The following is a 25,967-nucleotide window of genomic DNA, read 5'->3' on the forward strand; positions in this document are numbered from 1 at the left end:
CGAACCGCCGTCCCGCACGTCAGGCTCTCAGCGCAGCGCGGGCTCGTCCAGGGTGAGCGTGCCCGCGTCCGCGTCGAGGACGGCGCCCACCCCGAAGGGCACGGTGAGCGCGCCCTCGCGGTGCCCGAAGCCGAGTTCCTCGACGACCGGCACCCCGAGCCCGCCGAGCCGGTCGGCGAACACCGGCCGCAGCTCCTCGTACGGCCCGCACCGGTCCCAGGAGCCGAGCGCGATCCCGGCGACGCCGTCCAGCCAGCCGGTGCGCAGCAGCTGGGTGAGGGCGCGGTCGACGGCGTACGGCCGCTCCCCCACGTCCTCGATCAGCAGCAGCCCGCCACGCGCACCGGCCCGGGTGTGCGGGGTGCCGAATCCGGTGGCGAGGAGGGTGAGGCAGCCGCCGAGGGTGACGCCCCGGGCGCGGCCGGGGGCGAGGGCGCGGCCGGGGGTGGTGGAGGTGAGCGTGCGGACGGTCTCGGGCGCGAAGAGGGTGGCCCTGAGGTGTTCCTGGGCGCGGGTGCTCTTGACGAAGTCGACGCCGGCGGCGACGGGGCCGTAGAACGTGACCAGGCCGAGGCGGACGGCCAACGCCTCGTGGAGCGTGGTGTTGTCGCTGAACCCGACGAACACCTTCGGCCCGGCCGCCCGCATCGCCTCCCAGTCCAGCAGGTCGACGACGCGCTGGGCGCCGTAGCCGCCGCGGGCGCACAGCACGGCGTCCACGGACGGGTCGCACCAGGCCCGCTGGAGGTCGGCGGCGCGGTCGGCGTCCGTGCCCGCCAGATACCCGAGGTACGGCTCCCGGTCCAGGACGTGGGGCGCGGCCACCGGGTCGAGGTCCCAGCCGCGCAGCAGATCGAGCCCGGCCTGCAGCCGTTCCTCCGCCACGGGTCCGCTGGGGGCGACGACGGCCACGCGGGCGCCGGGGGCGAGCCGGGACGGCCGGACGAGGTCCTTCACTGCACGAGCTCCAGGGTGGGGATGCCGGGCGGGCGCAGCCCGAACACCTGAGCGTACAGGGACAGCTCTGCCTCCAGTGCCCGCACGGTCGTCTCCGCCCGCCGGAACCCGTGCCCCTCCCCCTCGAACGTGAGGTAGGCGTACGGCACCCTGCCCGCCAGGCGGGCCAGGAACCGCTCGCACTGCACCGGCGGACAGATCACGTCCTGCAGCCCCTGCAACAGCAGGAACGGTACGGTGATCCGCTCGGCGTGCTCGACGGGCGACCGCTCGGCATACCGGGCGGGCACCTCGGCGAGCGGCCCGACCAGCGTGTCCGGGTAGCGGGACTCCAGGTCGTGGGTCTCACCGGTCGCCCAGCCCACCAGGTCCAGCACGGGATACCGGATGGTGCCGCACGCATACACGTCCGTGCCGGCCAGCGAGGCCGCGGCGGTCCAGCCGCCGGCGCTGCCGCCCCGGATCGCGAGCCGGTGCCGGTCGGCGGTGCCCTCGTCGGCGAGGGCCCGGGCGACGGCGGCGCAGTCCTCGACGTCCACCACCCCCCACTGCTCCCTCAGCCGCTCCCGGTACGCGCGCCCGTACCCGGTCGACCCCCCGTAGTTGACCTCGGCGACCCCGATGCCCCGGGAGGTGAAGTAGGCGATCTCCGGATCCAGCACCAGTGGCGCCCGGTCGGTGGGGCCGCCGTGTGCCCATACGACGTACGGCGGCAGCTCGTGCCCGGGGGCGGCGCAGGCCGGGTGGTGCGGTGGGTAGACGTGGGCGTGGACCTCCCGCCCGTCGGGGCCCGCGAAGGTGCGGATCTGCGGCTCGGGGTAGTACACCGGATCCACCGTGTCGTCGTGCGCGGCGCCGATCACCCGGGCCCGCCCGGTCCGGGCGTCCAGCTCGACCACCTCGTAGCCGGTGCGCGGACTGGCCGCCACCGCGACCACCCGGTCCCCGCGCACGGCCAGTGTGGACGCGAACTCCGTCCACGGCCCGGCCGCGTCGACCAGCTCCCCGGTCTCCGGGTCGAGGATCCCAAGGGTGGTGGCGCCGCGGCCGTGCACGACGGCGATGAGCCCGTTGTCCAGAGCCGCGAACCAGCGGAGGCCGAGCTTCCAGAGGGCGCCGCCGAACTCCTCCTCGCGGGGGCAGAGCGGTTCGTCGTCGCGGTAGAGGTTCCACCAGCCCGTGCGGTCGCTTGCATACAGGAGGCGGTTGCCGGGGAGCCGCATGGCATCGACGGGAGGCTGTATGTGATCAGCGGTGGATTGCATACCGCCGCCCGTCGACCGTTGCCAGTCCACCTGGGTGATCGACTCCTCCGGGCCGCCCGCCACCACCCGTGCCCCGCTCAGCGTCCCGTCCGGGGTGATCTCGGCGACGAGTACCTCCGTGCCGTCCCAGGGCATCCGGGGATGGTCCCAGACCAGCCAGGCGGCGTACCGGCCGTCCGGCGAGAGACGGGGGCCGGTGAGGAAGCGGTGGTGGTCGTGGGTGAGTTCGCGGACGGCGGTGCGGTCGTCGGCGGCGGAGCCGTCGAGGGGGACGGCGGCCAGGAGACGGCGGACGTCGGTGGGGGCGGGGCCGGTGAACTCCTCCAGGACGCACCAGACTTCGCCCCGGTCGAGGAGCAACTGGGGTTCCGCCCAGCGGAGTCCGCCGCCGACGGGTGAGACCGGGGTCAACGGGCGGGGCTCGTGGCCGGGTTCACGGGCGTACAGGCGTTGGTCGGGGTGGTGGACGAACACCAGGAGCGGGCCGGCCGGCAGCGCGGCTCCCGCCCAGGGGTGTCCGCCGTATTCGTGGACGCGGCTGCGGACGTTCCAGGGCGGGGGCAGGAGGGACTCCTCGGTGCCGTCGGTGTGGCGGCGGACGAGGGTGCGGCGGCCGTCCTCGGTGGGGCGGGGCGCGGTCCACCACACCTCGTCGCCGACGAAGCCGACGTACTCGGGCCGTCCGTCGTGGGTGGCGGCGAGGTGCGCGTCGATGGGTGAGGGCCAGGAACCGTACGGCAGGATCTGCACGTTCTCCCCGCTCGTCTAGGCCGTGCGCAGGAACCGGTCGAGGACGTGGACGCCGAAGTGCAGGGCCTCGACGGGGACGCGTTCGTCGACACCGTGGAAGAGGGCCTGGTAGTCGAAGCCCTCGGGCAACTTCAGCGGTGCGAAGCCGTAGGCGGCGTCGATGCCGAGCCGGGAGAACTGCTTGGCGTCGGTGCCGCCGGACATGCAGTACGGCACGACGTGGCCCTCGGGTGCGAACTCCTCCACGGCGGCGCGCATCTTGGCGTAGAGCGGGGCGTCGACCGGTGCCTGGAGGGCGACGGAGTGGTGGCGGAACGCCCAGTCGACGTCGGGGCCGGTGAGTTCGTCGAGGGTGGCGGTGAACTCGTCCTCGGTGCCCGGGAGATAACGTCCGTCGACATGGGCGACGGCCTCGCCGGGAATGACGTTGAGCTTGTAACCGGCGTCCAGCATGGTCGGGTTGGCGCTGTTGCGGACGGTTGCCTCGACCAGGGAGGCCGCGGGGCCGAGCTTCTTCAGCAGGACATCCACGGCGTCGGGGTCGTCGAGGGAACTCTCCAGGCCGTAGAGGGCGGCGAGTTCGGTGAGGGCGGCGCGGACGGTGGGGGTGAGGCGCAGCGGCCACTCGTGCTCGCCGATGCGGGTGACGGCGGCGGCGAGGCGGGTGACGGCGTTCTCGCGGTTGACCTTGGAGCCGTGTCCGGCGCGGCCGCGCGCGGTGAGGCGGAGCCAGCCGGTGCCGCGCTCCCCCGCTGCGATGGGGTAGATCTCGCGGCCCGCGCCGTCGTGGAAGGTGAACGCGCCTGACTCGCCGACGGCTTCGGTGCAGCCCTCGAAGAGGGCGGCGTGCCGGTCGGCGAGGAATCCGGCGCCGTCCTCTGCGTCGGCCTCCTCGTCGGCGGTGAAGGCGAGGACGAGGTCGCGTCGGGGACGTACGCCCTGGCGGGCCCAGGCGCGGACGACGGCCAGGATCATCGCGTCCATGTTCTTCATGTCGACGGCGCCGCGGCCCCACACCACCCCGTCGCGGACCTCGCCGGAGAAGGGGTTCACGCTCCAGTCGGTGGCCTCGGCGGGGACGACGTCGAGGTGGCCGTGGAGGAGGAGCGCGTCGGCGGACGGGTCGGTGCCCTCGATACGGGCGACGACGTTGGTGCGTCCGGGGATGCGTTCGAGGAGGGCCGGCTCGAGACCGGTGTCGGCGAGCAGGGCGGCCGCGTACTCGGCGGCGGGGCGCTCGCGGCAGTCGCCGCCGCCCCGGTTGGTGGTGTCGATGCGGATGAGGTCGGAGGTGAACCGGACGACCTCGTCCCGTGCCTGCGCGTCAGCCATCCCGCTCCCGTTCCCGGCGTTCAGCCCTGCTGCTCAGCCGTTGCTCAGCCGTACTGCTCCTCGATCGCGGCCGAGGCGATGGTGGTGACCGCCTTGAAGGTGCGGATGCCCTCGTACATCGTGCCGCTGGTGTAGGCGATCCTACGTTCGCCGGTGCGGGTCACGCCGGGTACGACGGTGGCGGCGAGGGCGAGGTGTTCGGCGTCGAACTCGACGGCGACTGTATACGGTCCACCGTCGACCGGATCCTGTCGTACGGCGAGTGTTGCCGCCTCCTTTGCGGCCGCGCGGATGTCGGCGGCGGTGCGGGCCGGTGTCCGGCACACGGCGGCGTAGCGGGAGACGTGGTCCTTGACGGCGACCTTCAGCGCTTCGGGGGCGTAGCCGAGGGCGTCCTCGCAGGCCACGTCGTCGCCGGTGACCAGGACGACGGGTACGCCGTACTCGGCGACGACGTGGGCGTTGAGGAGGCCCTCGCTGGCGCGTACGTCGTTGAGCCAGACGCCGGTGATGGAGTTGGCGAGGTAGGTGTGGGCGAGGACGCCCTCCATGCCGGCGCCGGCGTGGTAGCCGACGAAGGCGATGCCGTCGACGTCTCCGTGCTGGACGCCTTCCACCATGGAGAGGGACTTGTGGCGGCCGGTGAGCATCTCGGCGCGGTCGTCGAGGCGTTCGAGGAGAAGGTTGCGCATGGTCCAGTGGGCCTCGTTGACGACGACGTCGTCGGCGCCGCCGTCGTAGAAGCCGAGGACGGCCGCGTTGACGTCCGAGGTGAACATCGACCGGCAGCGCTCCCACTGCGGGGTTCCCGGCAGCACGTCGGCCGGCCAGGTGACGCCGGTGGCGCCCTCCATGTCGGCGCTGATCAGGATCTTCACGTCCGGAGCCCCTTCCGCTGGAGGCTGCCGAGCTTAGGGCCTGCCGTTTGGATCACGCCGCAGACGCGAGGGCCGGGGCCCCGGGCGGGCGAAGGCACGCGGGGCCTTGGGGCGGAACACCGTTCAGAATACCCCATGGGGTATCTCTGTTACGGTGATATCCAGATACCCCCTGGGGTAATTTTTCAGCGAGGGAGAGTGCCGTGTTCTTTGCCGACGTCCTGGAGACCGAAGGACTGGGAAACCGCAGCTACCTGGCGGGGGGCGCCCGTGCGGCGGTGGTCGTGGATCCGCCGCGGGACATCGACCGGGTGATCACCGCGGCGGCCCGGCGCGGGGTGCGGATCGTGGCCGTCGCCGAGACCCACGTCCACAACGACTACGTGACCGGCGGCCTGGAGCTGGCCCGGCTGACCGGGGCCCGCTACCTCGTGCCGGGCGGGGCGCAGGTGGCGTACGCGCGTGTGCCGGTCGCCGACGGGGACGTGGAGCCGGTCGACGAGGACCTGGTGCTGCGCGCCGTGGCCACGCCCGGGCACACCCCGCACCACACCGCGTACGTCCTGGAGGAGTCCGGGCGGCCGGTGGCGGCGTTCACGGGCGGGTCGCTGCTGATCGGCAGTGTGGGCCGCCCGGACCTGGTGGAACCCCGGCTGACCGAGCGGCTGGCCCGGGCGCAGCACGCCTCGGCGCACCGGCTCGTCGCCGAGCTCGGCGACGAGGTGTCCGTGCTGCCGACCCATGGTTTCGGAAGCTTCTGCTCCGCCACGCAGGCGGGCGGTGAGAGCAGCACGATCGGCGCGGAGAAGGCGTCGAATCCGGCGCTGGTCCAGGATGTGGACACGTTCGTGAAGGAGCTGCTGGCCGGGCTGGACGACGTGCCCGCGTACTACGCGCACATGGGCCCGGCCAACGCGGGTGGGCCCGCGCCGGTGGATCTGACGCCGCCCCGGCGGGCCGACGCGGCCGAGCTCGCCCGGCGGCTCGCGGCCGGTGAGTGGGTGGTGGACCTGCGCGGCCGGGTGGCGTTCGCCGAGGGGCATGTGGCCGGGGCGTTCAACTTCGAGGTCGACGGGCAGCTGGCGACCTACCTCGCCTGGATGATCCCGTGGGGCAAGCCGGTGACGCTGCTGGCCGCGAGCGCGGAGGACGTCTCCCGGGCGCAGCGGGAGCTGATCCGGGTCGGCATCGACCGGCCGGCCGCGGCGGCCGTCGGCTCCCCCGCCGACTGGCTCCCCGAGGGGGCGGCGACGGCCTCCTTCCCCCGGTCCACCTTCGCCGGGCTCGCCGCCGCCCGCGCGCGCCGCGAGGACGTCGTCGTGCTCGATGTGCGCCGGAACGGCGAGCGGGCCGCCGCCCCCTGGATCGAGGGCAGCGTCCACATCCCGGTCCACCAGCTGCACCGGCGGCTGGAGGAGGTGCCGTCCGGCACGGTGTGGGTGCACTGCGCGGGCGGGATGCGCGCGGCGATCGCCGCGTCCCTGCTCGACGCGGCCGGCCGGGCGGTGGTGGCGGTCGACGACGGCTTCGGAGCGGCGGCCGAGGCGGGCCTGCCCCTCACGACCACCTCGGCCGGACCCGAGGCTCCCGCCGCCCCTGTCGGTTCCGCGGCTCCGGCCGCCACAGCAACCCCCGCCGCCCGTGCCTGACGGCACGCCGACCCCAGGGACACCGCGATGCCCGAATCCCGTATCACTCCCGCCCAGGCCCACCGGCTGCTCCGAGACGGTACGGTCGTGCTGGTCGACGTCCGTGCGGAGGACGAGTTCGCCGCCGGTCACGCGCCGGGGGCCGTCCACATACCGCTGTCCGCGCTGGCGGACGGCTCGGCGGGGCTCCCTGCCGGACCGGACCCGGTGCTGATCTGCCGGTCCGGCAACCGCTCCCGGCACGCCGCCGTGCTGCTCGCCGCGCGGGGTGTGCCCGTGCCGGACGTGGTCGGCGGCATGCGGGAGTGGGCCGCCCTGGGCCTGCCCGTCGAGGACACGGGCGGGGCCGCCGGGACCGTCCTGTGACCGCCTTCGTGCTGGCGCTGGTCGCCGGGGCCCTGGTCGGTCTGGCCCTGGGCGCGCTGGGGGCGGGCGGCAGCATCCTGACCGTGCCGGCACTGATCTACCTGCTGGGTTTCGACCCGGCCTCGGCGACCACCGCGAGCCTGGTCATCGTGATCGTCACCTCGGTCACCGCTCTTGTGGCCCACGCGCGCGTGGGGGCGGTGCGCTGGCGGGCGGGGCTGCTGTTCGCGGCGGCGGGTGTGCTGCCCGCCGCGACGGCCGGCGCCCTGTCCACGCGGATCCCGCAGACCGTGCTGACCCTGATGTTCGCGGCACTCGCCGCCGTGGCGGCCGTACGGATGCTGCGCCGCCGCGTCCCACGCGCGCGTGCGTCGGTCTCGGCGGCCCGCGCGGCCGGGGCCGGGGCCGGGCTCGGTGCGGTGACGGGGTTCCTCGGGGTCGGCGGCGGCTTCCTCGCCGTACCCGCGTTGGTGGGTGTGCTGGCCGTGCCCATGGGGGCCGCCGTGGGCACGAGTCTGCTGGTGATCGTCGCCAACGCACTGGTGGCCCTCGGGGCGCGCGCCTATACGGCGAGCGGCCTGGGCTGGGCCCTGATCACGCCGTTCCTGGCGACCGCGGTACTCGGGGCGTGGGACGGGCGGCGGCTCGCCGCACGCGTCTCCCCCGCCACCCTCCAGCGGATCTTCGGCGCGGTGCTGCTGACCGTCGCGGCGGGGATGGGCCTGACGGCTGTGCTGTGATCCCCGGGCGGGTTCAGGCCCGCCGCCCCCCTTCACCCCCCCTTCGCGCCCCTTCGCAACTCAGGCCAGCGACAGGAACAGCTTCTCCAGGCGGGCCCGCATCTGCGTGGAGTTCCGGACCTCCGGGTCCTCGCTGGTCATGCACTGCTCCAGACCGGTCGCGATGATCGCGAAACCGGCCCGGTCCAGGGCCCGGGAGACCGCCGCGAGCTGGGTGACCACGTCCTCGCAGTCCCGGCCCTCCTCGATCATCTGGATCACGCCCGCGAGCTGGCCCTGAGCGCGCCGCAGCCGGTTGAGCGCGGACTTCAGCTCCTCGGCCGACATGTCGAGTTGCACGATTCCTCCTCCTGTATACCCCTGCGGGTATTCTACCCGTGCGGGACAACACCCCACAGAAAGGTTCTGTTCCGTGAACGTGAACGGCCCCCGGACCGCCCCTGCCGCCCCCGCCACTCCCGCCGCTCCCGGCGCGCTCACCGTCGCCGAGGCGGCCGCCCGGCTCGACGGGTTCACCGTCGTGGACGTACGCACGCCCGGCGAGTACGCCTCGGGTCATCTGCCCGGCGCGCACAATGTGCCGCTGGACCGGCTCGACGAGGCGTCGGCCGCGCTGACGGAAGCCGCACGGCGGCGCCCCCTGTTGATCGTATGCGCCTCCGGGGTCCGGTCCGAGCGGGGCTGTGGCCGGCTCGCGGGCCTCGGGGTCCCGGCGGCCACGCTGGAGGGCGGCACCGGCGCATGGGCCGCGGCCGGGCATGCGCTGGAGCGGCCGGCCGGTGCCCGCACGCCCTGGCCGATGGACCGTCAGGTGCGGCTGGCCGCCGGGGCCCTGGTCGTCGCCGGGTTCCTGGTGGGTCTGGCATGGCCGCCGGCGCACTGGCTGTCCGGGCTGATCGGCGCCGGACTGGTGTTCTCCGGCGCGACCAACACCTGCGGCATGGCCGCCCTGCTCGCCCGGCTGCCGCACAACCGGCCGGGCCGCGACGCGGTGCCCTTCGAACAGACACTGACCCGGCTCACCACCTGACCGGGCCCGGCCCTCAGCCGGCCCGGTTCACCTCATGACCGGGCCCGGCCCCCAGCCAACCCGGATCACCACCCGCCCCGGCTCGGCCATCAGTCCGCCCGACTCACCACCTGCCCCACCCAGGCGGCCCCCGCCCCGGCCCACCGCCGGCCCATGCCTCGGCACTCGGCCAACCCGGCTCACCACCCGACCGAGCCCGGCCCCCAGCCAACCCGGATCACCACCCGCCCCGGCTCGGCCATCAGTCCGCCCGGCTCACCACCTGACCCACCCAGGCGGCCCACCCGCCCGGCTCACCGTCTGCCCAGGTCTCGGCGGTCCACCCGCCCGGCTCACCACCTGACCCGCCTCGGTGGTCAGTCGGTTCGGCCCGCCACCAGCCACTTCGACGGGAGTTCGATCAGGGTGCCGTCCGGGGTGGACTCGGTGGTGGTGAGCGGGAGTTCACCGCTTGCGAGGACGGTGAGCCCGGCCGCTTCCAGAAGGGCGGGGACGGCGGCGTCAGCGACCTCTCCGGGGGCGATGCCGTGGCGGAAGATCGGCGCGAGCTTCGGGGGCGGGCCGTCCGGGCTCTGGGCGAGGCCGCCGAGGACGGCCCCGGCGGCCTCGGCCAGTTCGACGAGGAAGACCCGGCCCCGCTCGCCGATCAGCGCGGCGATGGCGTCGGCGAGGGGCTGCCGGTCGGCGGGCTCGCACTGGTGGAGGACACCCCTCATGTAGACGTGGGTGTCGCCGAGTTCGGCGTGCAGGGCCTCGGCGGCGCCCTGCTCGGCGGCGTCCAGCAGCCGGTACGTCGCCCGGCCCACGGGGTCGGCGCGCCGGGCGTGGTCGAGGGCGGCGTTGGCCAGGTCGACGCCGACGACCCTCGGAAAACGGTCGGCGAGAAAGCGGGTCTGGGTGCCGTTGCCGCAGCCGAGGTCCACCAACGGCAGTGCGGTGTCGGCGACATGGGGCTCGAACAGGGCGAGGTGGAGGGCGGCGGTCACCTTCGGGTCCGCGTCCCAGAAAACCGCGCCGGGGTCGTCGGGGGCCTCGCGCCAGAAGCCCTCCCAGGCCTCCCGGTACCGTATCGTCACGCTCATCCCAACTCCCCAGGGTGCGACGCCGATCCGCCATGAGTGACGGGCGAGTACGGTCTATCGCTCCCGGGATGCGGCCACAAGCAGGACGCGCGGTTCCTTCACGCCTGGTGCGCGCCGCGTACGCCGTTGTGCGCCCCCTGTGTCGGAAGGGGCACGCGGAGACCAACGGCCCTGTGTTCTCCGCGCGTTGCTCAACGCCTCGGCAGGGTCAGTTCGAACCACACCGACTTGCCGGAGCCCGTGCGGCTGGTCCCCCACTCCCGGGCCAGGGTGCTCACCACACGCAGTCCCCGTCCGGTCTCGTCCTCGGGTCCGGCGCTCAGCAGGGTCGGCAGGTCGTGGTCGTCGTCGTCCACCTCGCACAGCAGCGTCTCGCCGCGCACCAGCCTGAGGGCGACGGGCCGCCGGTGGGAGTGCCGTACGGCGTTGGTGACCAGCTCGCTCACCATCAGCTCGGCGTGGTACGCCAGTTTCGCGAGCCCCCAGTCGTGGAGCTGCTCGCGGACGACCGCGCGGGCCCGGGGCACCTCGGCCGCGTCGAGGGGGAAGCGCCATTCGGCGACGTCGTCGGGTTCGACGCCGTTGAGGCGGGCCATCAGCAGGGCCACATCGTCCTTGCGGCCGCCGCGCGTGTTGAGGGCGCGGATGATGGTGTCGCAGGCGTCGTCCATGGAGGCGGCCGGGTGTGCGGCGGACTCGCACAGCGTCGCGAGGCCCACGCCGATGTCCTCGCCACGCACCTCCACCAGGCCGTCGGTGCACATCACGAGCCGGTCGCCGGGCTCCACGCGCACGCGTACCGACTCGAAGGGCACTCCGCCGACGCCGATCGGGGCGCCGGTGGGCAGGTCGAGGAGCTCGCTGCGGCCGTCCACGGCGCGCACCAGCACCGGCGGGATGTGGCCGGCGTTGGCGAGGTGGAGTTCGCCCTCGATGGGGTCGTAGACGGCGTAGAGGCAGGTCGCGAGGTAGGTGTCGCCCAGGCGTTGGGCCAGGTCGTCGAGGTTGCGCAGGAGTTGGGCGGGCGGCAGGTCCATGGCCGCCATGGTCTGTACGGCCGTACGCAACTGGCCCATCATGGCGGCCGAGTTGAGGCCGTGGCCCATGACGTCGCCGACGACGAGGGCGGTGCGGGCGCCGGGGAGTTTCACGGAGTCGAACCAGTCGCCGCCGACCCGGCCGAGCAGGGTGCCGGGCAGATAGCGGGTGGCGATGTCGCAGCCCGCCATGCGCGGCGGGATGTGCGGCAGCATGCTGTCCTGGAGGGTCTCGGCGACGGACTCCTGGTAGGTGTACATGCGGGCGTTGTCGAGGACGAGGCCCGCGCGGGCGGCGAGTTCGGCGCCGGTGACCCGGTCCATGTCGTTGAACTCCGCGCGCTCGGGGTGGCGCAGCAGGATCATGAAGCCGAGGACGACGGTGCGGGCCTTGAGCGGGACGACGAGCATGGAGCGGCCGGTGATGAGGGGCCGGATGTCGCGTTTGTCGAACTGCGAGGCGATGGCGTGGCCCAGCTGCTCGCTGATGCGCGGCACGAGGACGGGTTCGCCGGTGGTCATGCACTGGAAGAACGGGGTGTGGGCGGGGAAGGGCATGGCCTCGCCGACGGGGATGACGTCGTCCCAGCGGCCGGGTTCGTCGGTGTGCTCGACGGCGACCCGGTGCCACATGGTCCGGGTGTCCGGCACGCCTTCGGGGAACCCCTCTCCGGCGACGACCTGTTCACGCAGATAGGTGCCGGCGACGTCGGTGAAGCGGGGGACGACGGCCTTGCTGACCTCGATGATGGTGCGGGAGAGGTCCAGGGAGGTACCGATCCGCCCGCTGACCTCGTTGAGGAACTCCAGGCGCTCGCGCACGGCGGCGTACTCGAGATCCTCGCCCTCGTCCGACTCGTCGGCGAGGCCGTCGGGCAGGGGCAGTCCCTCGGCGGCGGCGCGGGCGGCGCGTTCGCGGCGGGCTCTGCGTTCGACGCGGCGGGCGACGCCCCAGTCGGGGGTGACCGGAACCCGGTCGTTCTGACTGAACTCCAGTACGGGGTAGCCGAGTTCGAGGACCTGGGCGACGATGCGGGCGCTCTCGCCGACGCTCATGCTGGGCAGGATGTCGGGGAGCCGGCGGGCGAGTTCCTCGGCGCCGGGGAAGTCGGTGTGCAGGGCGAAGCCGGGCGCGATGCGTTCGACGGCGAGCGGGGCGGCGGGATCCGCGGCCTGCTGTTCGTGGTGGAGCGCGGCGGCGTCGGCGGCGAGCACGAGCAGCCGTTCGTGGCCGGGGCCGACCAGTGGGTAGGCCCACCACAGGACGTCGGCGCGGTCCTGGTCCTCCTGGCCGGGCACGGTGAGTCGGGCACGTCCCGCAGCGGGGTAGCTCAGGCCCCGGTCGAGGGAGGACTGCAGGCCGGGTCCCAGGCCGTCGTAGGCGCCGTACTCGTCGTAGGCGTCCCCTGGTTCGGGGAGGGCGCCGGAGACGGGGAGCAGGTCGATGGCGGGCTCGCCGATCGCCTCCTCCTTGGCGGCGCCGAAGAGCCGGCGTGCGCCGGTGCTCCAGTGGGAGACGAGGCCGTCGCGGTCGACGACGACCACGGCCAGGGGGACTCGTCCGGGATCGGCGGTGCCGTCCGCCGCCGCGCTGTTCGCTCCGCGGCTGGGAGGTGTGTCCCTCTCGGTGCCACGGTCCATGGCCCAGGCCCTCTCTCCCCAGAGCTGTGCAAGATCTGTCCGCAGCAACAACCGTACGGCGCGCGCTGGTCGGGATGTGCGGCAATTCTGTAATTGGTTTCACCGGAGCGCGCCGGGGTACGCCGCCGGGCCCGCGGGCCGGTCAGTCCTCGTGGCCGAGCCGCAGGTCGTGCTCGGTGCGGCCGCCGCCGGCGATCCGCAGGACGGTGGCGACGGGCGGGTATCCGGTGGCGATGACGGTGTACTGGCCGGAGGACAGGTCGACGAAGCGGTACGTGCCGTCGGGGCCGGTGGTGAGGGTGTCGAGGACGTTGCCCGCGGCGTCGAGGAGGGTCACGCGCGCGTCCTCGACGGCCCGTCCGGCGGTGTCGCGGACGGTGCCGCGGACCACGGAGCCGCCGGCGAGTTCGACGTCCTGGCGGGTCTCGAGGGAGGCCCGGACGATGACGGGGAGGGCGGACGGCCGGAAGGCGGGGGCGCTCGCGGCGAGGGTGTAGGCGCCGGCGATCAGCTCGGTGACGGCGTAGTCGCCGTCGCGTCCGCCTCGGGTGCTCGCTACGACATCGCCGTGGGCGTCGGTGAGGGTGACGACGGCGTCGGGGACCGGGGTGCCGTCCGCGGTGACGACGGTGCCGGTGAGGCGTCCGGCGCCGCCGAGGAAGACGTCGAGTTCGACGGGCCGTTCGTCGACGGCGACGGTGACGGCCTGGGGGCGGTGGCCGTCGGCGGCGGCGATCAGGACGTAGGCGCCGGTGCCGGGGGTGGACAGGGCGTAGCGGCCGTCCTCGCCGCCGGCGCCCCGGCCGACCTGGGTGCCGGTCGAGTCGATGAGGGTGAGGGCGGCGCGGGGTACGGCGGTGCCGTCGTGGTGGCGGACGGTGCCGGAGACGGGGATGCCGGCGGTGTACGGCGTGCGGGCCTGCGGGATGCGGGCGGTCACGGTCACGGGCTCCGTTTCGGCGGTGGGATGGGGAGCCGTCCCGGTCGGCAGGAGGGTCTCCCTGAGGAAGCAGGCGGCGAGCAGGCCGAGCAGCAGGACCGGGACGAGGAGGAGGAAGATCCCCGGCAGGGTGTCGGCGTAGGCGCTGGTGTAGGTGTCGCGCAGGGCCGGGGGCAGGCTGTGCACGAGGTGCGGGGTGAGGGAGCGGGGGTCGGGCAGGCCGGGCGCCGGGTGCGTGGGCGGGCGGTCGGCGAGGGCGTCGGTGAGGGCGTCGGCGAGCCGGGCGGTGAGGAGGGCGCCGAAGAGTGCGGCGCCGACGGCACCGCCGAGCAGGCGGACGTACGTGTGGGCGCCGGTGGCGCGGTCGGCGGGGCGTACGGAGTTCCCCACGGCGAGGGAGTTCCGCACGGCGAGGGAGTTCCGCACGGCGAGGACGGGCAGCACCAGGCCGATGCCCGCGCCGAGGACGGCCGTCCACAGGCTGTACGTCAGCCGGGGTGTGCCGGTGTCGAGGTGGGAGAGCAGCCACGCGCCGAGGGCGGCGAGGGCGCATCCGAGGACCGGGGGGATCCTGTGGCGGCCGGTGTGGTGGACGAGCCGTCCGCACAGGACGGAGGCGCCGACGATGCCGCCGGTCAGCGGGAGCAGGAGGAGCCCGGCCTCGGTGGCGGAGGCACTCCCGGCCAGCTGGAGGTGGGCGGGCAGAGAACTCGCCGCGCCGGACAGGGCCGCGCCGGAGGCGAGGCCGACGAGTCCGGTGACGCTGAAGACGCGGTCGCGGAACAGGCGCGGCGGGATCAGGGGGTCGGTGGCGATGGCCTCGGCGAGGAGGAAGAGGACGACTGCGGCGGCCGCTCCGGAGGCGAGGCAGACGGCGACGCCGGAGTCCCAGGCGTACCGGGTGCCGCCCCAGCAGGCCAGCAGCACCAGGCAGGTGGAGGCCGCGGCGAGGAGCAGCGCGCCGAGTACGTCGAGGCGGGGCCGGGGCTGCGGCTCGGGAGGTTTCGGGGCGAGGGTGACGACGGTCAGGGCGAGCAGGCCGAGCGGGATCTCGACGTAGAAGCACCAGCGCCAGGAGAGGTGGTCGGTGAGCCGGCCGCCGAGCGGGGGTCCGGCGAGGGAGGCGAGGCCGAGGACGGCCCCGACGACGCCCGCGCCCCGGGCGCGCCGCCGGGGCGGGACGATGTCGGCGGCGATGATCTGGACACCGGCGAGGACTCCGCCGGCCCCGAGGCCCTGGAGGGTGCGGAAGGCGATCAGCTGGTCCATGCTCTGGGCTCGTCCGGCGAGCGCGGATCCGGCGACGAACACGGCGAGCGCGCACTGGAGGACGCCCTTGCGGCCGAAACGGTCGCCGAGTCCGCCGCACAGCGGGAGTCCGACGGCGGCGGCGAGGAGGGAGGCGGTGACCGGCCAGGTCATCCGGTCCAGGCCGTGCAGGTCACCGGCGATCGTCGGCAGGGCGGTGGCGACGGTCAGCTGGTCCAGGGCGGCGAGGAACAGCGCCGGAAGCAGGCCGAGGAGGATCAGGCGGGCCCGGCGGGGGCTCGGGGCGGTGCCGGCGGCGGGCGGCCGGGGCGGGAGGTCCGGCGGGTGGGGTGCCGTGACCGGCTCGTCCCGCACCAGTGTGGTCCCGCCCATGGGCCGCTCCCCTCGTCGCACCTGCCGCACGGTTCCCGCGTGAAGCGGCAACTCGGCGCAGGCGCGACGGGTTACGGCGCCGTCCCGGTCATGGGCGGAATCCACCCGAACCGGTGAGGGGCGTCGCGGGCGGTCGTCGCCCGGGGGTTGTTACTTCTCGACCTCGGCGGCGAGCTTGGCGAGGATCTCGTCGTAGATGCGGCCGAGGCCCTTGGGGGCGAACGTCTTCTCGAAGAAACCGCCGATGCCGCCGGCGCCCTTCCAGGTGGTGGTGACGACCACGAGGGCCTTGCCCTCGCCGGCCGGGGTGACGCGCCAGACGGTGACCATGGAGGAGTTGCGGTCCTTCTCGACCAGCTCGCCGTCGGTGGGCTCGGTGACCTCCAGGAGGCAGTCGCGGACGCGCTTGCTGGTGGCCTGGAGCCTCCAGTGGACGAGGGTGCCCTCGCCGTCGCCGCCCTCGCGCACCTCGTACTCGCTGAAGTGGGCGGGCAGCAGGTTCGCGCGCGCGCCGCTGTAGTCGGCGAGCGCGTCGAACACCTTGTCGGGGTCCGCCGCGACGACCCGCTCGGTGGTGGCCTCGACCTGCGCCATGAAGTTCCTCCAGGTCCGTGTTGCTCAAGGTTGCTCGGGGTTGCTCAGGGTTGCTGAGCGTTTCCGGGAAGGGCAAGCCAACCACCCCGCTCCTCGGGCGCCCAAATCGGGGTCGGGGAAACGATCACGGGGTGCGCGAAACGCCGAGGCAGACGCCCGTTCGCACGATCATGGGAACACATGTTCTATTGTGGGCCCAGGTGCATGGGCAGTGCTACAGAGGAGGCGTCATGCGCTGGGAGAACCTCGCCCTGGAGTCCCGCCACGACCGGCCGGCGGACATCGCGCTGTTCGGCGCGGACGCGGTCACGACCCGTACGTTCGACACGCCCGAGTTCGCCGGCATCACGTTCCACGAGGTCCGGGCCCGCACGGTCCTCAACCGGGTGCCGGGCGCCTCACGGATGCCGTTCGAGTGGACGGTGAACCCCTACCGTGGCTGTACGCACGCGTGCGTCTATTGCTTCGCCCGCAAGACGCACAGCTATCTGGACCTGGACACCGGGATCGGTTTCGACACCCAGATAGTCGTCAAGGTGAACGCGCCCGAGGTGCTGCGCCGCCAGCTGGCCTCGCCCCGCTGGCACGGGGAGCACGTTGCGATGGGCACGAACGTCGACTGCTACCAGCGCGCGGAGGGCCGCTACCGGCTGATGCCGGGCATCCTCGCCGCCCTGCGCGACCACGCGAACCCCTACTCGATCCTGACCAAGGGCACGCTGATCCTGCGCGACCTGGACCTGCTGAAGCAGTCCGCCGCGGTGACCGACGTCGGCCTGTCCGTCTCGGTCGGCTTCACCGACACCGAGCTGTGGCGCACCGTCGAGCCGGGCACACCGGCCCCGGAGCGGCGGCTGGACGTCGTACGGACCTTCACCGAACACGGTCTGGGCGTCGGGGTGCTGATGGCGCCGGTGATCCCGTTCCTCTCGGACGAGCCGGCTCAGCTGCGGGCCACCGTACGGGCGATCGCGGCGGCGGGCGCCACCTCCGTCACCCCGCTGGTGCTGCATCTGCGCCCCGGGGCGCGCGAGTGGTTCATGGCCTGGCTCGGACAGCACCACCCGCACCTGGTGCGCCGCTACGAGCGGCTGTACGCGGACGGCGCCTACGCCCCGAAGTGGTACCAGCGCCGGATCACCCGTCAGGTGCACGAACTGGCCCAGGAGTACGGCATCGGGCCCACGCCCGCGGGGATGCCGCGCCGCATCCGGCCGCCGGAGCGGGAGACGGAGCCCACGCCGGGGTACGCGCCCGGTGCCGCGCCGGAGCACGCCTCCTCGGGACCGACCCAGCTCACTCTGATCTGAGAGCCTGTGTCACCTCCCCGGCCGGGCGCATCCCGCACCCAATCGGGTCAACTCCGCTCACATTACGTATGTCCGGACGATCTTTCCGGGACGATGCCGCGAGGGCCGTGAGCCACGCGGCCCGGCCTTCCGAGGCCACCTCCGTCCTGGGAGGACTCCTTGAACACTCGCGCAGCCGTGCTGTGCGCCACCGCCGTCGTCCTGGCCGGGACCGTCACGGCCGTGCCGGCCGGCGCGGCCCCGGTGCCCGCGGCCGCCGCGCAGGCGGCGAAGCTCACCTGGAAGAAGTGCGCCACCACCGACCAGCCGACGCTGCAGTGCGCGTCCCTGAAGGTGCCGCTCGACCACGACGACCCCGGCGGGGAGAAGATCACCCTGGCGCTCTCCCGTGTCCCGCACACCGCGAAGACGTACCAGGGGCCGCTGCTGGTCAATCCCGGCGGGCCCGGCGGGCGCGGGCTCTCCCTCGCCGGTTTCGTCGCCTCGTCGCTGCCGAAGGCGGTCGCGGCCCAGTACGACGTCATCGGCTTCGACCCGCGCGGGGTCGGCAAGAGCACACCCGCCCTCGACTGCGCCCCCGGCCACTTCCGCCCCGTGCGCCCGGACTCCGTGCCGGCCGGCGAGGCGGTCGAGGAGGCCAACCTGAAGCGGGCACGGTCCTTCGCCGAGGCGTGCGGCAGGAAGTACGCGCGCGTGCTGCCGTACATCGACACGGTCAGCGCCGTACGCGACATGGACGCGATCCGCGCCGCCACCGGCGCGCCGAAGCTGAACTACTTCGGCTACTCGTACGGCACCTACCTCGGCGCGGTCTACGCCAAGCTGTACCCGCGGCGGGTGCGGCGCCTGGTCCTCGACTCGGTCGTCGACCCCACGGGCGTCTGGTACGACGACAACCTCACGCAGGATCTCGCGTTCAACGACCGGCACCGCGCGCTGATGGCGTGGATCGCCCGCTACGACGCCACGTACCGGCTCGGCGGGGATCCCGAAAAGGTCGAGGCGAAGTGGTACGCGATGCGGGCGGCGCTGGCCCGCAAGCCCGCCGGCGGCAAGGTGGGCGCCGCCGAGCTGGAGGACACGTTCCTGCCGGGCGGCTACTACGACGGCTACTGGCCCCATCTCGCCAAGGCGTTCGCGGCGTACGTCAACGACAAGAAGGCCGATCCGCTGGTGCAGGCCTACAAGAACTTCGCCGCCGTGGACGCCTCCGGGGACAACGGGTACAGCGTCTACGCCTCGGTGCAGTGCCGGGACGCGTTCTGGCCGCGCGACTGGGACACGTGGCGCGCGGACAACTGGAGGACGTACCGGAAGGCGCCGTTCATGGCCTGGAACAACGCCTGGTACAATGCACCGTGCGCGTTCTGGCCCACCAGGTCACGGGGACCGGTGAACATCACCAACGGCGACCTGCCGCCCGTCCTCCTGTTCCAGGCGACGAACGACGCCGCCACCCCGTACGAGGGCGGCGCCACCGTCCACACCCTGCTGCACGGCTCCAGCCTCGTCGTCGAGCAGGGCGGGGGGAACCACGGCATCACGCTGAGCGGGAACAACTGCCTGGACAAGCACCTGGCGGCCTATCTGACCGACGGTACGGTCCCGCGCGGCACCGGCGCGGTCGACGCGACGTGCAAGGCCCTGCCCGATCCCAAGCCCCTGACCGGCAAGGTCGCCTCGCCGGCGGCGCACGGCTCGGTCCTGCACGGGCTGCTGGGCTTCCGCGGCTGAACGGCCCGCCCCGCGAGAAGAGTTCCGCGAGGTTTCCGCGAGGGCTCCGCGAGGTCGCCGTTGACCGCACGGAGCCGTTGCGCCGGTCCTGGAGGGCCGCTGAGGGGCCGCTGAGGGGCCGTCACCTCACCTCGGACGGGTCGCTTCGGGTTCAGGCCGGGATACCGGCCTCATGGGCGGCGTACATGCCGAACCGCAGGTACAGGCCTATGTCGGCGGGCGTCTGCGGGGAGATCGTCCGGTAGCTGCACAGTTCCTGCAGCCGGCCGGTTTCCTCCGGGTCGCCCGCCCTCAACTCCCGCAGAATCCCGGCCAGCGGACGGGGGTCGATTCCCTCGAGGTCCATGAGCCGGGCGATGCGGGCGGCCGCCTCCGCGTCATCGCGGGTGTTGTCCGGCAGGCGCAGATAGAGGTTGGCCTCCTCGGGGCCGGGTGTGCCCTCGCGGAACGCCAGGCAGGTCATCGGCTCGTTGGTCACGGTGCCGCTGTCCCGCCCGTAGATGACGGAACGCGCGCGGGCCGCCCGGGCCGGCTCGTAGCGGTGCGCCAGGGCCGCCACGGTGTCCAGTTCCTCCATCTCCATGGGAAGGTGCCGGTAGTAGACCTTGACCCGGGAGGTGTTCCCGGCGTCCAGGTCGAGGGCCATGAGCTCCAGCTCGTGCCCCTGCTTCACGAGTTCCCTTCCGCGGTCCGCCACCGGTCGCCAGGCCTCCGCAAGGCCCAGCCGGTGCATGGCCTCCGCCATGACCTCGTACGCCCGGTCAAGCCCGTTGACCTGCGGGTTGAGGTAGACCTTGTAGTGGGGCCGGTGCCCCGGTCTCCAGGCCAGGGAATGCCAGAGGGTGGCCCGGTAGCGCTCGGGGTCCGACGTGAGGAACAGGTCCTCGATGCTCAGGTACCGCGCGACGTCCGTCCCGGGACTCCCGGCGAGCCGGCGCGTCAGCGCCCGCCCGGCCTCCTGGCAGCCGAGCGGGGTGCCGTCGGAGCCGAGCGATTCGAACAGTATGCGGACCTCGGGCCGGCCGGCCTTCCAACTGACGGACAGTTCGGCGGGGAAGCCGTCGGCCGAGACGAACGAGGGGGGTTCGCACCGCGTTCCCACGGGCCGCGCGCCCCATGGGTGGAGCACCTCTCGCAGATCCTCGAGGACGGTCTCCGTCTCCCAGGGATCCATCCCCAGACCACGGCAGACCGCTGCCCATTTCTCCTCGAGGAACTGCCCGAAGGTTTTTACCGGGTCTTGACGTAGGGCCAGGTCGGATATCTCGTCCATCTCGTCCGGGAGTTGCGCACTGGTCACTGTCTCTCACCCTCCGTAGCCGGAATGGTCCGGCCTTGTCCGCGGTCACGTCGGCAGCAGCCCTGTGGGCATGCCGAGCCGGATTTCGGCGGAAGGCGATCTTCCCCTCGAACGGGTATTCAAATCTCGAACTAATTGGCGATAAAAGGCTGTTGACGGTAAGTCAGTGCTACCGGGGAAGCCGCGCCAGTGCGCGTACAGCGGCCTCCGCGAGCGCCGGATGGGCGAGGGCGTCGTCCAGAACGGGCCGGGCGCGGTCATCGCCGAGCACGCCGAGGCCCTCCACACACGCGAGGGCCACGCGCCGGTAGGGGTCGTGCGGGGTCAGCCGGCGCCGGAGAGTGACGATCAGGGCGGGCACCGACTCCGGCGCGCGCAGTTCCACCAGGAGGCGGACGGGGTGCAGGGCGTAGGCGACGCGCAGTTCGTTGGTGGCGAGGGCGGCCGCCGCGCGGGCGGTGCGGGGATCGCCGAGACGAGCCAGGGCATAGGCGGCTGAGGCACAGCGTGGCGGGTCGCGGTGGTTGAGCAGCAGGACCAGTGCCTCGAAGGCGCGCCGGTCCCCGGCGAGCCCCAGCCGGAAGGCGGCGACCTCCCGGGCCCACAGCGGCCGCCCCGGTTCGGTGAGCACGGCCGCCAGTTCGCCCGGATCCGCCTCCGCCGCCAGCCGCTCGTAGAGTGCCGCGCCGCCCGACTCCCGCCGTAAGCGCTCCGTGAGCGCCCGCAACTCCTCGTCCATGGCCCGAGCCTAGGACAGCCGCCCCTGGCACGGCGTGCCCCGGCGTACGCCACCGCGCGGGGGCCGGAGAGAAACAGGTCACAGTGCCGGGGGCTGGCGCGCTCGTTACTCCCCGGTTAAGCTCATACGAGCGAGTCACCCACTCGCATCACTCCTCGCGGCGGCCTGGTGACGCAGCCTCCGCGAGAGAAGTCGGTTCGGTACCACGTACCGCTGCACGACCCGGCCACGGGACAGGGCCGGTCGGATCTCCCGTTCGTCCGAAGGGCGTTGTGCGCGCCCCCGGCGACCGGCACCGGGCGTGTGCGCTCGTAGCCCGGCACCACCCGCATCCCTTTTCCGCACCCGGTGCGCCCAGGCCTCGCAGAGGTTCTCCCGGCGCACCCGGGGGCGTTTCCCAGTCGTCACCCTCTTCTCCTGGAGTCCCACGATGGCCACTCCCCTCTCCGACACCTCTCTGTCCCCGCTCCGTACGATCGCCGTCGTCGGCCTCGGCACCATGGGCACCGGCATCGCCGAGGTCCTGGCCAAGGCCGGCCGCGAGGTGATCGGCATCGACATCAGCGAGGCACAGGCGGCCCGTGCGCTCACCGTCCTGGAGGCCTCCACCGCCCATGCCGTGCGGCGCGGGCGGCTCACCGAGCAGGAGCGCGCCGAAGCCCTGGCCCGGGTCCGCACCGCAACCGGCCTGCGCGCGGCGGCCGACGCCGACCTGGTGATCGAGGTCGCGCCGGAGTCGTACGAGGTCAAGCAGCAGATCTTCCGTGAGCTGGACGCGATCGTGCGCCCGGAGACGGTCCTCGCGACCGGCACCAACGCCCTGTCCGTGACCCGGCTCGCCGCCGAGTCGGCGCGCCCGGAGCGCGTCCTCGGCCTGCATTTCTTCAATCCGGCGCCCGCGATGAAGCTGGTCGAGGTGGTCTCCTCGGTGCTGACCGCGCCGGCCGCCGTCACCGCCGTCACCCACCTCGCCCTGGACCTCGGCAAGGAGCCGGTCGCGGTCGGTGACCGCCCCGGATTCGTCGCGGACGGGCTGCTGTTCGGCTACCTCAACCAGGCCGCCGCGATGTACGAGGCCCGCTACGCCTCCCGCGAGGACATCGACGCGGCGATGCGGCTCGGCTGCGGACTGCCGATGGGCCCGCTGGCGCTGCTCGACCTGATCGGCGTCGACACGGCCCGTACCGTCCTGGAGGCGATGTACGCCGAGTCGCGCGACCGGCTGCACGCGCCCGCCCCGATCCTCAAGCAGCTCAGCGAGGCCGGTCTGACGGGCCGTAAGGCGGGCCGTGGCTTCTACACCTACGAGGCACCCGGCGGCGCGACGGTCGTCGCGGACGCGCTGACGCCCGCAGCCGGTGGCTCCGGCACGCCCGGCCGCGAGGTCCGCAGCGTCGGTGTCGCCGGTTCCGGCACGATGGCGTCCGGTATCGCCGAGGTGTTCGCCAAGGCGGGCTACGACGTCGTCCTGGCCGCCCGCAGCGAGGAGAAGGCGCAGACGGCGAAGGCCCGCATCGGCAAGAACCTCGCACGCTCGGTCGACAAGGGCCGGATGACCGCCGAGGCCGCCGCGCAGACCCTGGAGCGGATCACCCCGGCCGGGTCCTACGACGCCTTCGCCGACGTCGACCTGGCCGTCGAGGCGGTCGCCGAGGACCTGGAGATCAAGCGTCAGCTGTTCGCGACGTTCGACAAGGTCTGCAAGCCGGGTGCCGTGCTGGCCACCACCACCTCGTCGCTGCCGGTCGTCGCCTGCGCCCGCGCCACCTCGCGTCCGCAGGACGTCATCGGGATGCACTTCTTCAACCCGGCGCCGGCCATGAAGCTGGTCGAGGTCGTCCGTACGGTGTTGACGGCCGAGGACGTCCACTCAACAGTTCACGAGGTGTGTGGACGGATCAAGAAGCATGCCGTCGACTGTGGAGACCGTGCGGGATTCATCGTGAACGCCCTGCTGTTCCCGTACCTCAACAACGCGATCAAGATGGTGCAGGAGCACTACGCGTCTCTTGACGACATTGACGCCGCGATGAAGCTGGGCGGCGGCTACCCGATGGGTCCCTTCGAGCTGCTGGACGTCGTCGGGCTGGACGTCTCCCTCGCGATCGAGAAGGTCCTGCACCGCGAGTTCCGCGACCCGGGCCTCGCCCCCGCCCCTCTGCTGGAACACCTGGTGGCCGCGGGCTGCCTCGGCCGCAAGACGGGCCGGGGTTTCCGCGAGTATGCCCGCCGCTGACGGCGTCGGCGACTGGTTCGACGGCTCCGCCGATGGTGGGGCCTGGGGCGGACTGCTCGACCCCGGCGGGCCCCTCGCGCCCGCCGGGCCCGGTTCTCCCCCGCCCGGCCGGGGCGGGGGAAACCCCGGGCCTGCGCACCGAGCTGCGCACATGCAGTACGTTCGGGGCATGTCCCAGCCCGCCAGGTCCCCACGTACACCAGCCACGCCCGACGCTCCGGAGAGTGCCGCGGGCAGCCGCGCGGCCGCCCAGCGGCTCAAGATGCGCCGCGAACTGGCGGCCGCGGCCATGGAGCTGTTCGCCACGAAGGGGTACGAGGCGACCACCGTCGACGAGATCGCTGCCGCGGCCGGTGTCGCCCGCCGCACGTTCTTCCGCCACTTCCGCTCCAAGGAAGAGGCGATCTTCCCCGACCACGACGACACCCTGATCCGCGCCGAGGCGGTCCTCAACGCGGCCCCGGCGCACGAGCACCCCCTCGACACCGTGTGCCGCGGCATCAAGGAGGTCATGAGGATGTACGCGGCGCGGCCGGAGATCTCGGTCGCCCGCTACAAGCTGACCCGCGAGGTGCCCACCCTGCGGGAGGCGGAGATCGCCTCGGTGGCCCGCTACGAGCGGCTGTTCACCCGCTACCTCCTCGGCCACTTCGACGAGCACGCGCACGACGACGACGCCAACGACGACCCGCTGCTCGCCGAGGTCGCCGCCTCCGCCGTGGTCACCGCCCACAACCATGTGCTGCGGCGCTGGCTGAGGGCCGGCGGGCAGGGCGACGTCGAGGCCCAGCTCGACCACGCCTTCGCGATCGTCCGCCGGACCTTCGGGACCGGCATCGGCGCGGGACGCAACGGCGGCGCGCCCGGCCGGCAGGCCCCCGCGGCGGTCTCCGCGCAGGGCGAGGTGCTGGTGACGGTCGCCCGCACCGACGCCCCGCTCCACGAGGTCATGCGCGCCATCGAACAGGCCCTCAAGGAGCGCTGACCACACCTTCGCCCTGTGATGACGGCCACCCGCCCCGGGTGGCCGTTTTGGCATGTCAGGGCATCTTTTCAGGCGTATTTCAGACCCCGTTCGATCGATCATCGCTCATTTGTTACGTAAAGATTTCATCTGAGGCGAAGTTCTGGCACTCAGTGCCTTGCGGGGTGACACGCGGTGTCATACGTTGAAAGGGTCCGGGCGGCCGGCGTGCAGAGACCTTTCGTACGCCGGCTGTCCCCGCAGACCGACGGTCCGCGCGCCCGGACGCCTGCGTCACAGGCAACCTCCCGCGCCACAAAGCGCTGCCGAACAGCACCCCCGCCGAACCGACGGCACTTCCCCGAACCCCTCAGCAGCACCGACGTAACCCTCAGCGCCCCTCCCTCAGGGCGCTCACCGCCGGAGGCAACACCGTGACCACTCAGGACATCCTGGACGCGATCCAGTCACCGGAAGCGACGCCGGCCGACTTCGCGGCCCTGCCGCTTCCCGAGTCGTACCGCGCGATCACCGTCCACAAGGACGAGACGGACATGTTCGCCGGGCTCGAGACCCGCGACAAGGACCCGCGCAAGTCGATCCACCTCGACGAGGTTCCCCTGCCCGAGCTCGGCCCGGGCGAGGCCCTGGTGGCCGTCATGGCCTCCTCGGTCAACTACAACTCGGTGTGGACCTCGATCTTCGAGCCGCTGCCGACCTTCGGCTTCCTGGAGCGCTACGGCAAGCTCTCCGAGCTCACCAAGCGCCACGACCTGCCGTACCACGTCATCGGCTCCGACCTCGCGGGCGTCGTCCTGCGCACCGGCCCCGGCGTCAACGCCTGGAAGCCGGGCGACGAGGTCGTCGCGCACTGCCTCAGCGTCGAGCTGGAGTCGTCCGACGGCCACAACGACACGATGCTCGACCCGGAGCAGCGCATCTGGGGCTTCGAGACCAACTTCGGCGGCCTCGCCGAGATCGCGCTGGTCAAGTCCAACCAGCTGATGCCCAAGCCGGGTCATCTGTCGTGGGAGGAGGCCGCCGCCCCGGGTCTGGTCAACTCCACCGCCTACCGGCAGCTGGTCTCGCGCAACGGCGCCGGCATGAAGCAGGGCGACAACGTCCTGATCTGGGGCGCGAGCGGCGGACTCGGCTCGTACGCCACGCAGTTCGCGCTCGCGGGCGGCGCCAACCCCATCTGTGTGGTGAGCAGCCCCCAGAAGGCGGACATCTGCCGCGCGATGGGCGCCGAGGCGATCATCGACCGCAACGCCGAGGGCTACAGGTTCTGGAAGGACGAGCACGAGCAGGACCCGCGCGAGTGGAAGCGCTTCGGCAAGCGCATCCGCGAGCTCACCGGCGGCGAGGACGTCGACATCGTCTTCGAGCACCCCGGCCGCGAGACCTTCGGTGCCTCCGTCTACGTCACCCGCAAGGGCGGCACGATCGTCACCTGCGCCTCGACCTCGGGGTACACCCACGAGTACGACAACCGCTACCTGTGGATGTCCCTGAAGCGGATCATCGGCTCGCACTTCGCCAACTACCGCGAGGCCTGGGAGGCCAACCGGCTGGTCGCGAAGGGGAAGATCCACCCGACGCTGTCGAAGGTCTACTCCCTCCAGGAGACCGGCCAGGCCGCCTACGACGTGCACCGCAACCTCCACCAGGGCAAGGTCGGCGTCCTGTGCCTGGCCCCGGAGGACGGCCTCGGCGTGCGCGACGAGGAGATGCGCGCGAAGCACCTCGACGCCATCAACCGCTTCCGCAACATCTGATCCG

Annotated in this window: 20 protein-coding genes; 9 read left to right on the plus strand and 11 right to left on the minus strand. The window is 72.9% G+C overall.

The window, feature by feature from the left end; all coding sequences use genetic code 11:
* Window positions 1-27 precede the first annotated feature (27 nt).
* The 4 genes from ACLZN2_RS06965 to ACLZN2_RS06980 are packed head-to-tail and all read right to left on the minus strand — an operon-like array spanning window position 28 to window position 5,182.
* A complete protein-coding gene (locus ACLZN2_RS06965) occupies window positions 28-957 on the minus strand; it encodes a S66 peptidase family protein (protein ID WP_416977478.1) in 930 nt (309 codons plus the stop codon).
* On the minus strand, window positions 954-2,972 hold the full coding sequence (locus ACLZN2_RS06970; protein ID WP_416977479.1) for a prolyl oligopeptidase family serine peptidase: 2,019 nt from the start codon (window positions 2,970-2,972) through the stop codon (window positions 954-956). The genes ACLZN2_RS06965 and ACLZN2_RS06970 overlap by 4 nt, the downstream gene beginning before the upstream one ends.
* Before the next feature lie 15 nt (window positions 2,973-2,987).
* On the minus strand, window positions 2,988-4,304 hold the full coding sequence (locus tag ACLZN2_RS06975; protein WP_416977480.1) for a M20/M25/M40 family metallo-hydrolase: 1,317 nt from the start codon (window positions 4,302-4,304) through the stop codon (window positions 2,988-2,990).
* Window positions 4,305-4,348: 44 nt separating this feature from the next.
* Entirely contained in the window at window positions 4,349-5,182 is an 834-nt protein-coding gene (locus ACLZN2_RS06980) for a M55 family metallopeptidase (protein ID WP_416977481.1), read from the minus strand.
* Between the two features lie 203 nt (window positions 5,183-5,385).
* Between ACLZN2_RS06980 and ACLZN2_RS06985 the strand changes: the two genes are divergently transcribed.
* From ACLZN2_RS06985 to ACLZN2_RS06995, 3 genes are read left to right on the plus strand one after another with little or no spacing between them, the layout of a single operon-like run.
* The gene (locus tag ACLZN2_RS06985) at window positions 5,386-6,831 is read left to right on the plus strand and encodes a rhodanese-like domain-containing protein (RefSeq protein WP_416977482.1); all 1,446 of its coding nucleotides are present in this window, start codon (window positions 5,386-5,388) and stop codon (window positions 6,829-6,831) included.
* 27 nt (window positions 6,832-6,858) lie between these two features.
* Window positions 6,859-7,197 (plus strand): rhodanese-like domain-containing protein, encoded by a 339-nt coding sequence (locus ACLZN2_RS06990; protein WP_416977483.1) that lies wholly within the window; start codon window positions 6,859-6,861, stop codon window positions 7,195-7,197.
* A complete protein-coding gene (locus ACLZN2_RS06995; RefSeq protein WP_416977484.1) occupies window positions 7,194-7,937 on the plus strand; it encodes a sulfite exporter TauE/SafE family protein in 744 nt (247 codons plus the stop codon). The genes ACLZN2_RS06990 and ACLZN2_RS06995 overlap by 4 nt, the downstream gene beginning before the upstream one ends.
* Window positions 7,938-7,997: 60 nt before the next feature.
* Here ACLZN2_RS06995 and ACLZN2_RS07000 read toward each other — a convergent pair whose 3' ends face one another.
* Complete coding sequence (locus ACLZN2_RS07000) at window positions 7,998-8,276, minus strand: metal-sensitive transcriptional regulator (RefSeq protein ID WP_416977485.1); 279 nt, start codon at window positions 8,274-8,276, stop codon at window positions 7,998-8,000.
* A 73-nt stretch (window positions 8,277-8,349) separates the two neighbouring features.
* Here ACLZN2_RS07000 and ACLZN2_RS07005 point away from each other — a divergent pair, with 73 nt between their 5' ends.
* On the plus strand, window positions 8,350-8,967 hold the full coding sequence (locus tag ACLZN2_RS07005) for a rhodanese-like domain-containing protein (RefSeq protein WP_416977486.1): 618 nt from the start codon (window positions 8,350-8,352) through the stop codon (window positions 8,965-8,967).
* 356 nt (window positions 8,968-9,323) lie between these two features.
* Here ACLZN2_RS07005 and ACLZN2_RS07010 read toward each other — a convergent pair whose 3' ends face one another.
* The 4 genes from ACLZN2_RS07010 to ACLZN2_RS07025 form a co-directional block, all read right to left on the minus strand.
* Window positions 9,324-10,049 (minus strand): class I SAM-dependent methyltransferase, encoded by a 726-nt coding sequence (locus tag ACLZN2_RS07010; protein WP_416977487.1) that lies wholly within the window; start codon window positions 10,047-10,049, stop codon window positions 9,324-9,326.
* Between the two features lie 191 nt (window positions 10,050-10,240).
* Window positions 10,241-12,727: a SpoIIE family protein phosphatase gene (locus tag ACLZN2_RS07015; RefSeq protein WP_416977488.1), complete on the minus strand. Its 2,487-nt coding sequence runs from the start codon at window positions 12,725-12,727 to the stop codon at window positions 10,241-10,243.
* 142 nt (window positions 12,728-12,869) lie between these two features.
* Window positions 12,870-15,308 (minus strand): MFS transporter, encoded by a 2,439-nt coding sequence (locus tag ACLZN2_RS07020; protein ID WP_416977489.1) that lies wholly within the window; start codon window positions 15,306-15,308, stop codon window positions 12,870-12,872.
* 150 nt (window positions 15,309-15,458) lie between these two features.
* On the minus strand, window positions 15,459-15,902 hold the full coding sequence (locus tag ACLZN2_RS07025) for an SRPBCC family protein (RefSeq protein WP_416977490.1): 444 nt from the start codon (window positions 15,900-15,902) through the stop codon (window positions 15,459-15,461).
* Between the two features lie 230 nt (window positions 15,903-16,132).
* On the opposite strand from ACLZN2_RS07025, the gene ACLZN2_RS07030 reads away from it, so the two are divergent.
* Both ACLZN2_RS07030 and ACLZN2_RS07035 read left to right on the plus strand, forming a co-directional pair.
* Window positions 16,133-17,212 carry an Rv2578c family radical SAM protein gene (locus ACLZN2_RS07030; RefSeq protein ID WP_416977491.1) on the plus strand — a complete coding sequence of 360 codons (1,080 nt, stop codon included), beginning with the start codon at window positions 16,133-16,135 and terminating at the stop codon, window positions 17,210-17,212.
* Between the two features lie 159 nt (window positions 17,213-17,371).
* Window positions 17,372-18,946, plus strand: coding sequence for an alpha/beta hydrolase (locus ACLZN2_RS07035; RefSeq protein ID WP_416977492.1), 1,575 nt, complete (start codon window positions 17,372-17,374; stop codon window positions 18,944-18,946).
* Between the two features lie 151 nt (window positions 18,947-19,097).
* Here the strand turns inward: ACLZN2_RS07035 and ACLZN2_RS07040 are convergent, their stop codons facing one another.
* Entirely contained in the window at window positions 19,098-20,246 is a 1,149-nt protein-coding gene (locus ACLZN2_RS07040; RefSeq protein WP_416977493.1) for a tryptophan dimethylallyltransferase family protein, read from the minus strand.
* 169 nt (window positions 20,247-20,415) lie between these two features.
* Window positions 20,416-20,985, minus strand: a complete 570-nt coding sequence (locus ACLZN2_RS07045; protein ID WP_416977494.1) for an adenylosuccinate lyase — start codon at window positions 20,983-20,985, stop codon at window positions 20,416-20,418.
* Window positions 20,986-21,415: 430 nt separating this feature from the next.
* Here ACLZN2_RS07045 and ACLZN2_RS07050 point away from each other — a divergent pair, with 430 nt between their 5' ends.
* The 3 genes from ACLZN2_RS07050 to ccrA all read left to right on the plus strand — a co-directional run bounded on the left by ACLZN2_RS07050 (window position 21,416) and on the right by ccrA (window position 25,963).
* Window positions 21,416-23,221, plus strand: coding sequence for a 3-hydroxyacyl-CoA dehydrogenase family protein (locus tag ACLZN2_RS07050; protein WP_416977495.1), 1,806 nt, complete (start codon window positions 21,416-21,418; stop codon window positions 23,219-23,221).
* Window positions 23,222-23,390: 169 nt separating this feature from the next.
* Window positions 23,391-24,206: a TetR family transcriptional regulator gene (locus tag ACLZN2_RS07055; protein ID WP_416977496.1), complete on the plus strand. Its 816-nt coding sequence runs from the start codon at window positions 23,391-23,393 to the stop codon at window positions 24,204-24,206.
* Window positions 24,207-24,619: 413 nt separating this feature from the next.
* Window positions 24,620-25,963, plus strand: coding sequence for a crotonyl-CoA carboxylase/reductase (gene ccrA, locus ACLZN2_RS07060; protein WP_416977497.1), 1,344 nt, complete (start codon window positions 24,620-24,622; stop codon window positions 25,961-25,963).
* Window positions 25,964-25,967 lie beyond the last annotated feature (4 nt).

Origin of the sequence: Streptomyces sp. T028, from assembly GCF_048159505.1 — a bacterium.
Classification (GTDB): Bacteria; Actinomycetota; Actinomycetes; order Streptomycetales; family Streptomycetaceae; genus Streptomyces.

Bases quoted from the DNA above. Each gene is read 5' to 3' on its own strand.
- ACLZN2_RS07025 (WP_416977490.1), bottom strand. From the start codon at position 15,902: ATGGCGCAGGTCGAGGCCACCACCGAGCGGGTCGTCGCGGCGGACCCC.
- ACLZN2_RS07015 (WP_416977488.1), bottom strand. From the start codon at position 12,727: ATGGACCGTGGCACCGAGAGGGACACACCTCCCAGCCGCGGAGCGAAC.
- ACLZN2_RS06990 (WP_416977483.1), top strand. From the start codon at position 6,859: ATGCCCGAATCCCGTATCACTCCCGCCCAGGCCCACCGGCTGCTCCGA.
- ACLZN2_RS07030 (WP_416977491.1), top strand. From the start codon at position 16,133: ATGCGCTGGGAGAACCTCGCCCTGGAGTCCCGCCACGACCGGCCGGCG.
- ACLZN2_RS06975 (WP_416977480.1), bottom strand. From the start codon at position 4,304: ATGGCTGACGCGCAGGCACGGGACGAGGTCGTCCGGTTCACCTCCGAC.
- ACLZN2_RS07045 (WP_416977494.1), bottom strand. From the start codon at position 20,985: ATGGACGAGGAGTTGCGGGCGCTCACGGAGCGCTTACGGCGGGAGTCG.
- ACLZN2_RS07010 (WP_416977487.1), bottom strand. From the start codon at position 10,049: ATGAGCGTGACGATACGGTACCGGGAGGCCTGGGAGGGCTTCTGGCGC.
- ACLZN2_RS07050 (WP_416977495.1), top strand. From the start codon at position 21,416: ATGGCCACTCCCCTCTCCGACACCTCTCTGTCCCCGCTCCGTACGATC.
- ACLZN2_RS07020 (WP_416977489.1), bottom strand. From the start codon at position 15,308: ATGGGCGGGACCACACTGGTGCGGGACGAGCCGGTCACGGCACCCCAC.
- ACLZN2_RS07055 (WP_416977496.1), top strand. From the start codon at position 23,391: ATGTCCCAGCCCGCCAGGTCCCCACGTACACCAGCCACGCCCGACGCT.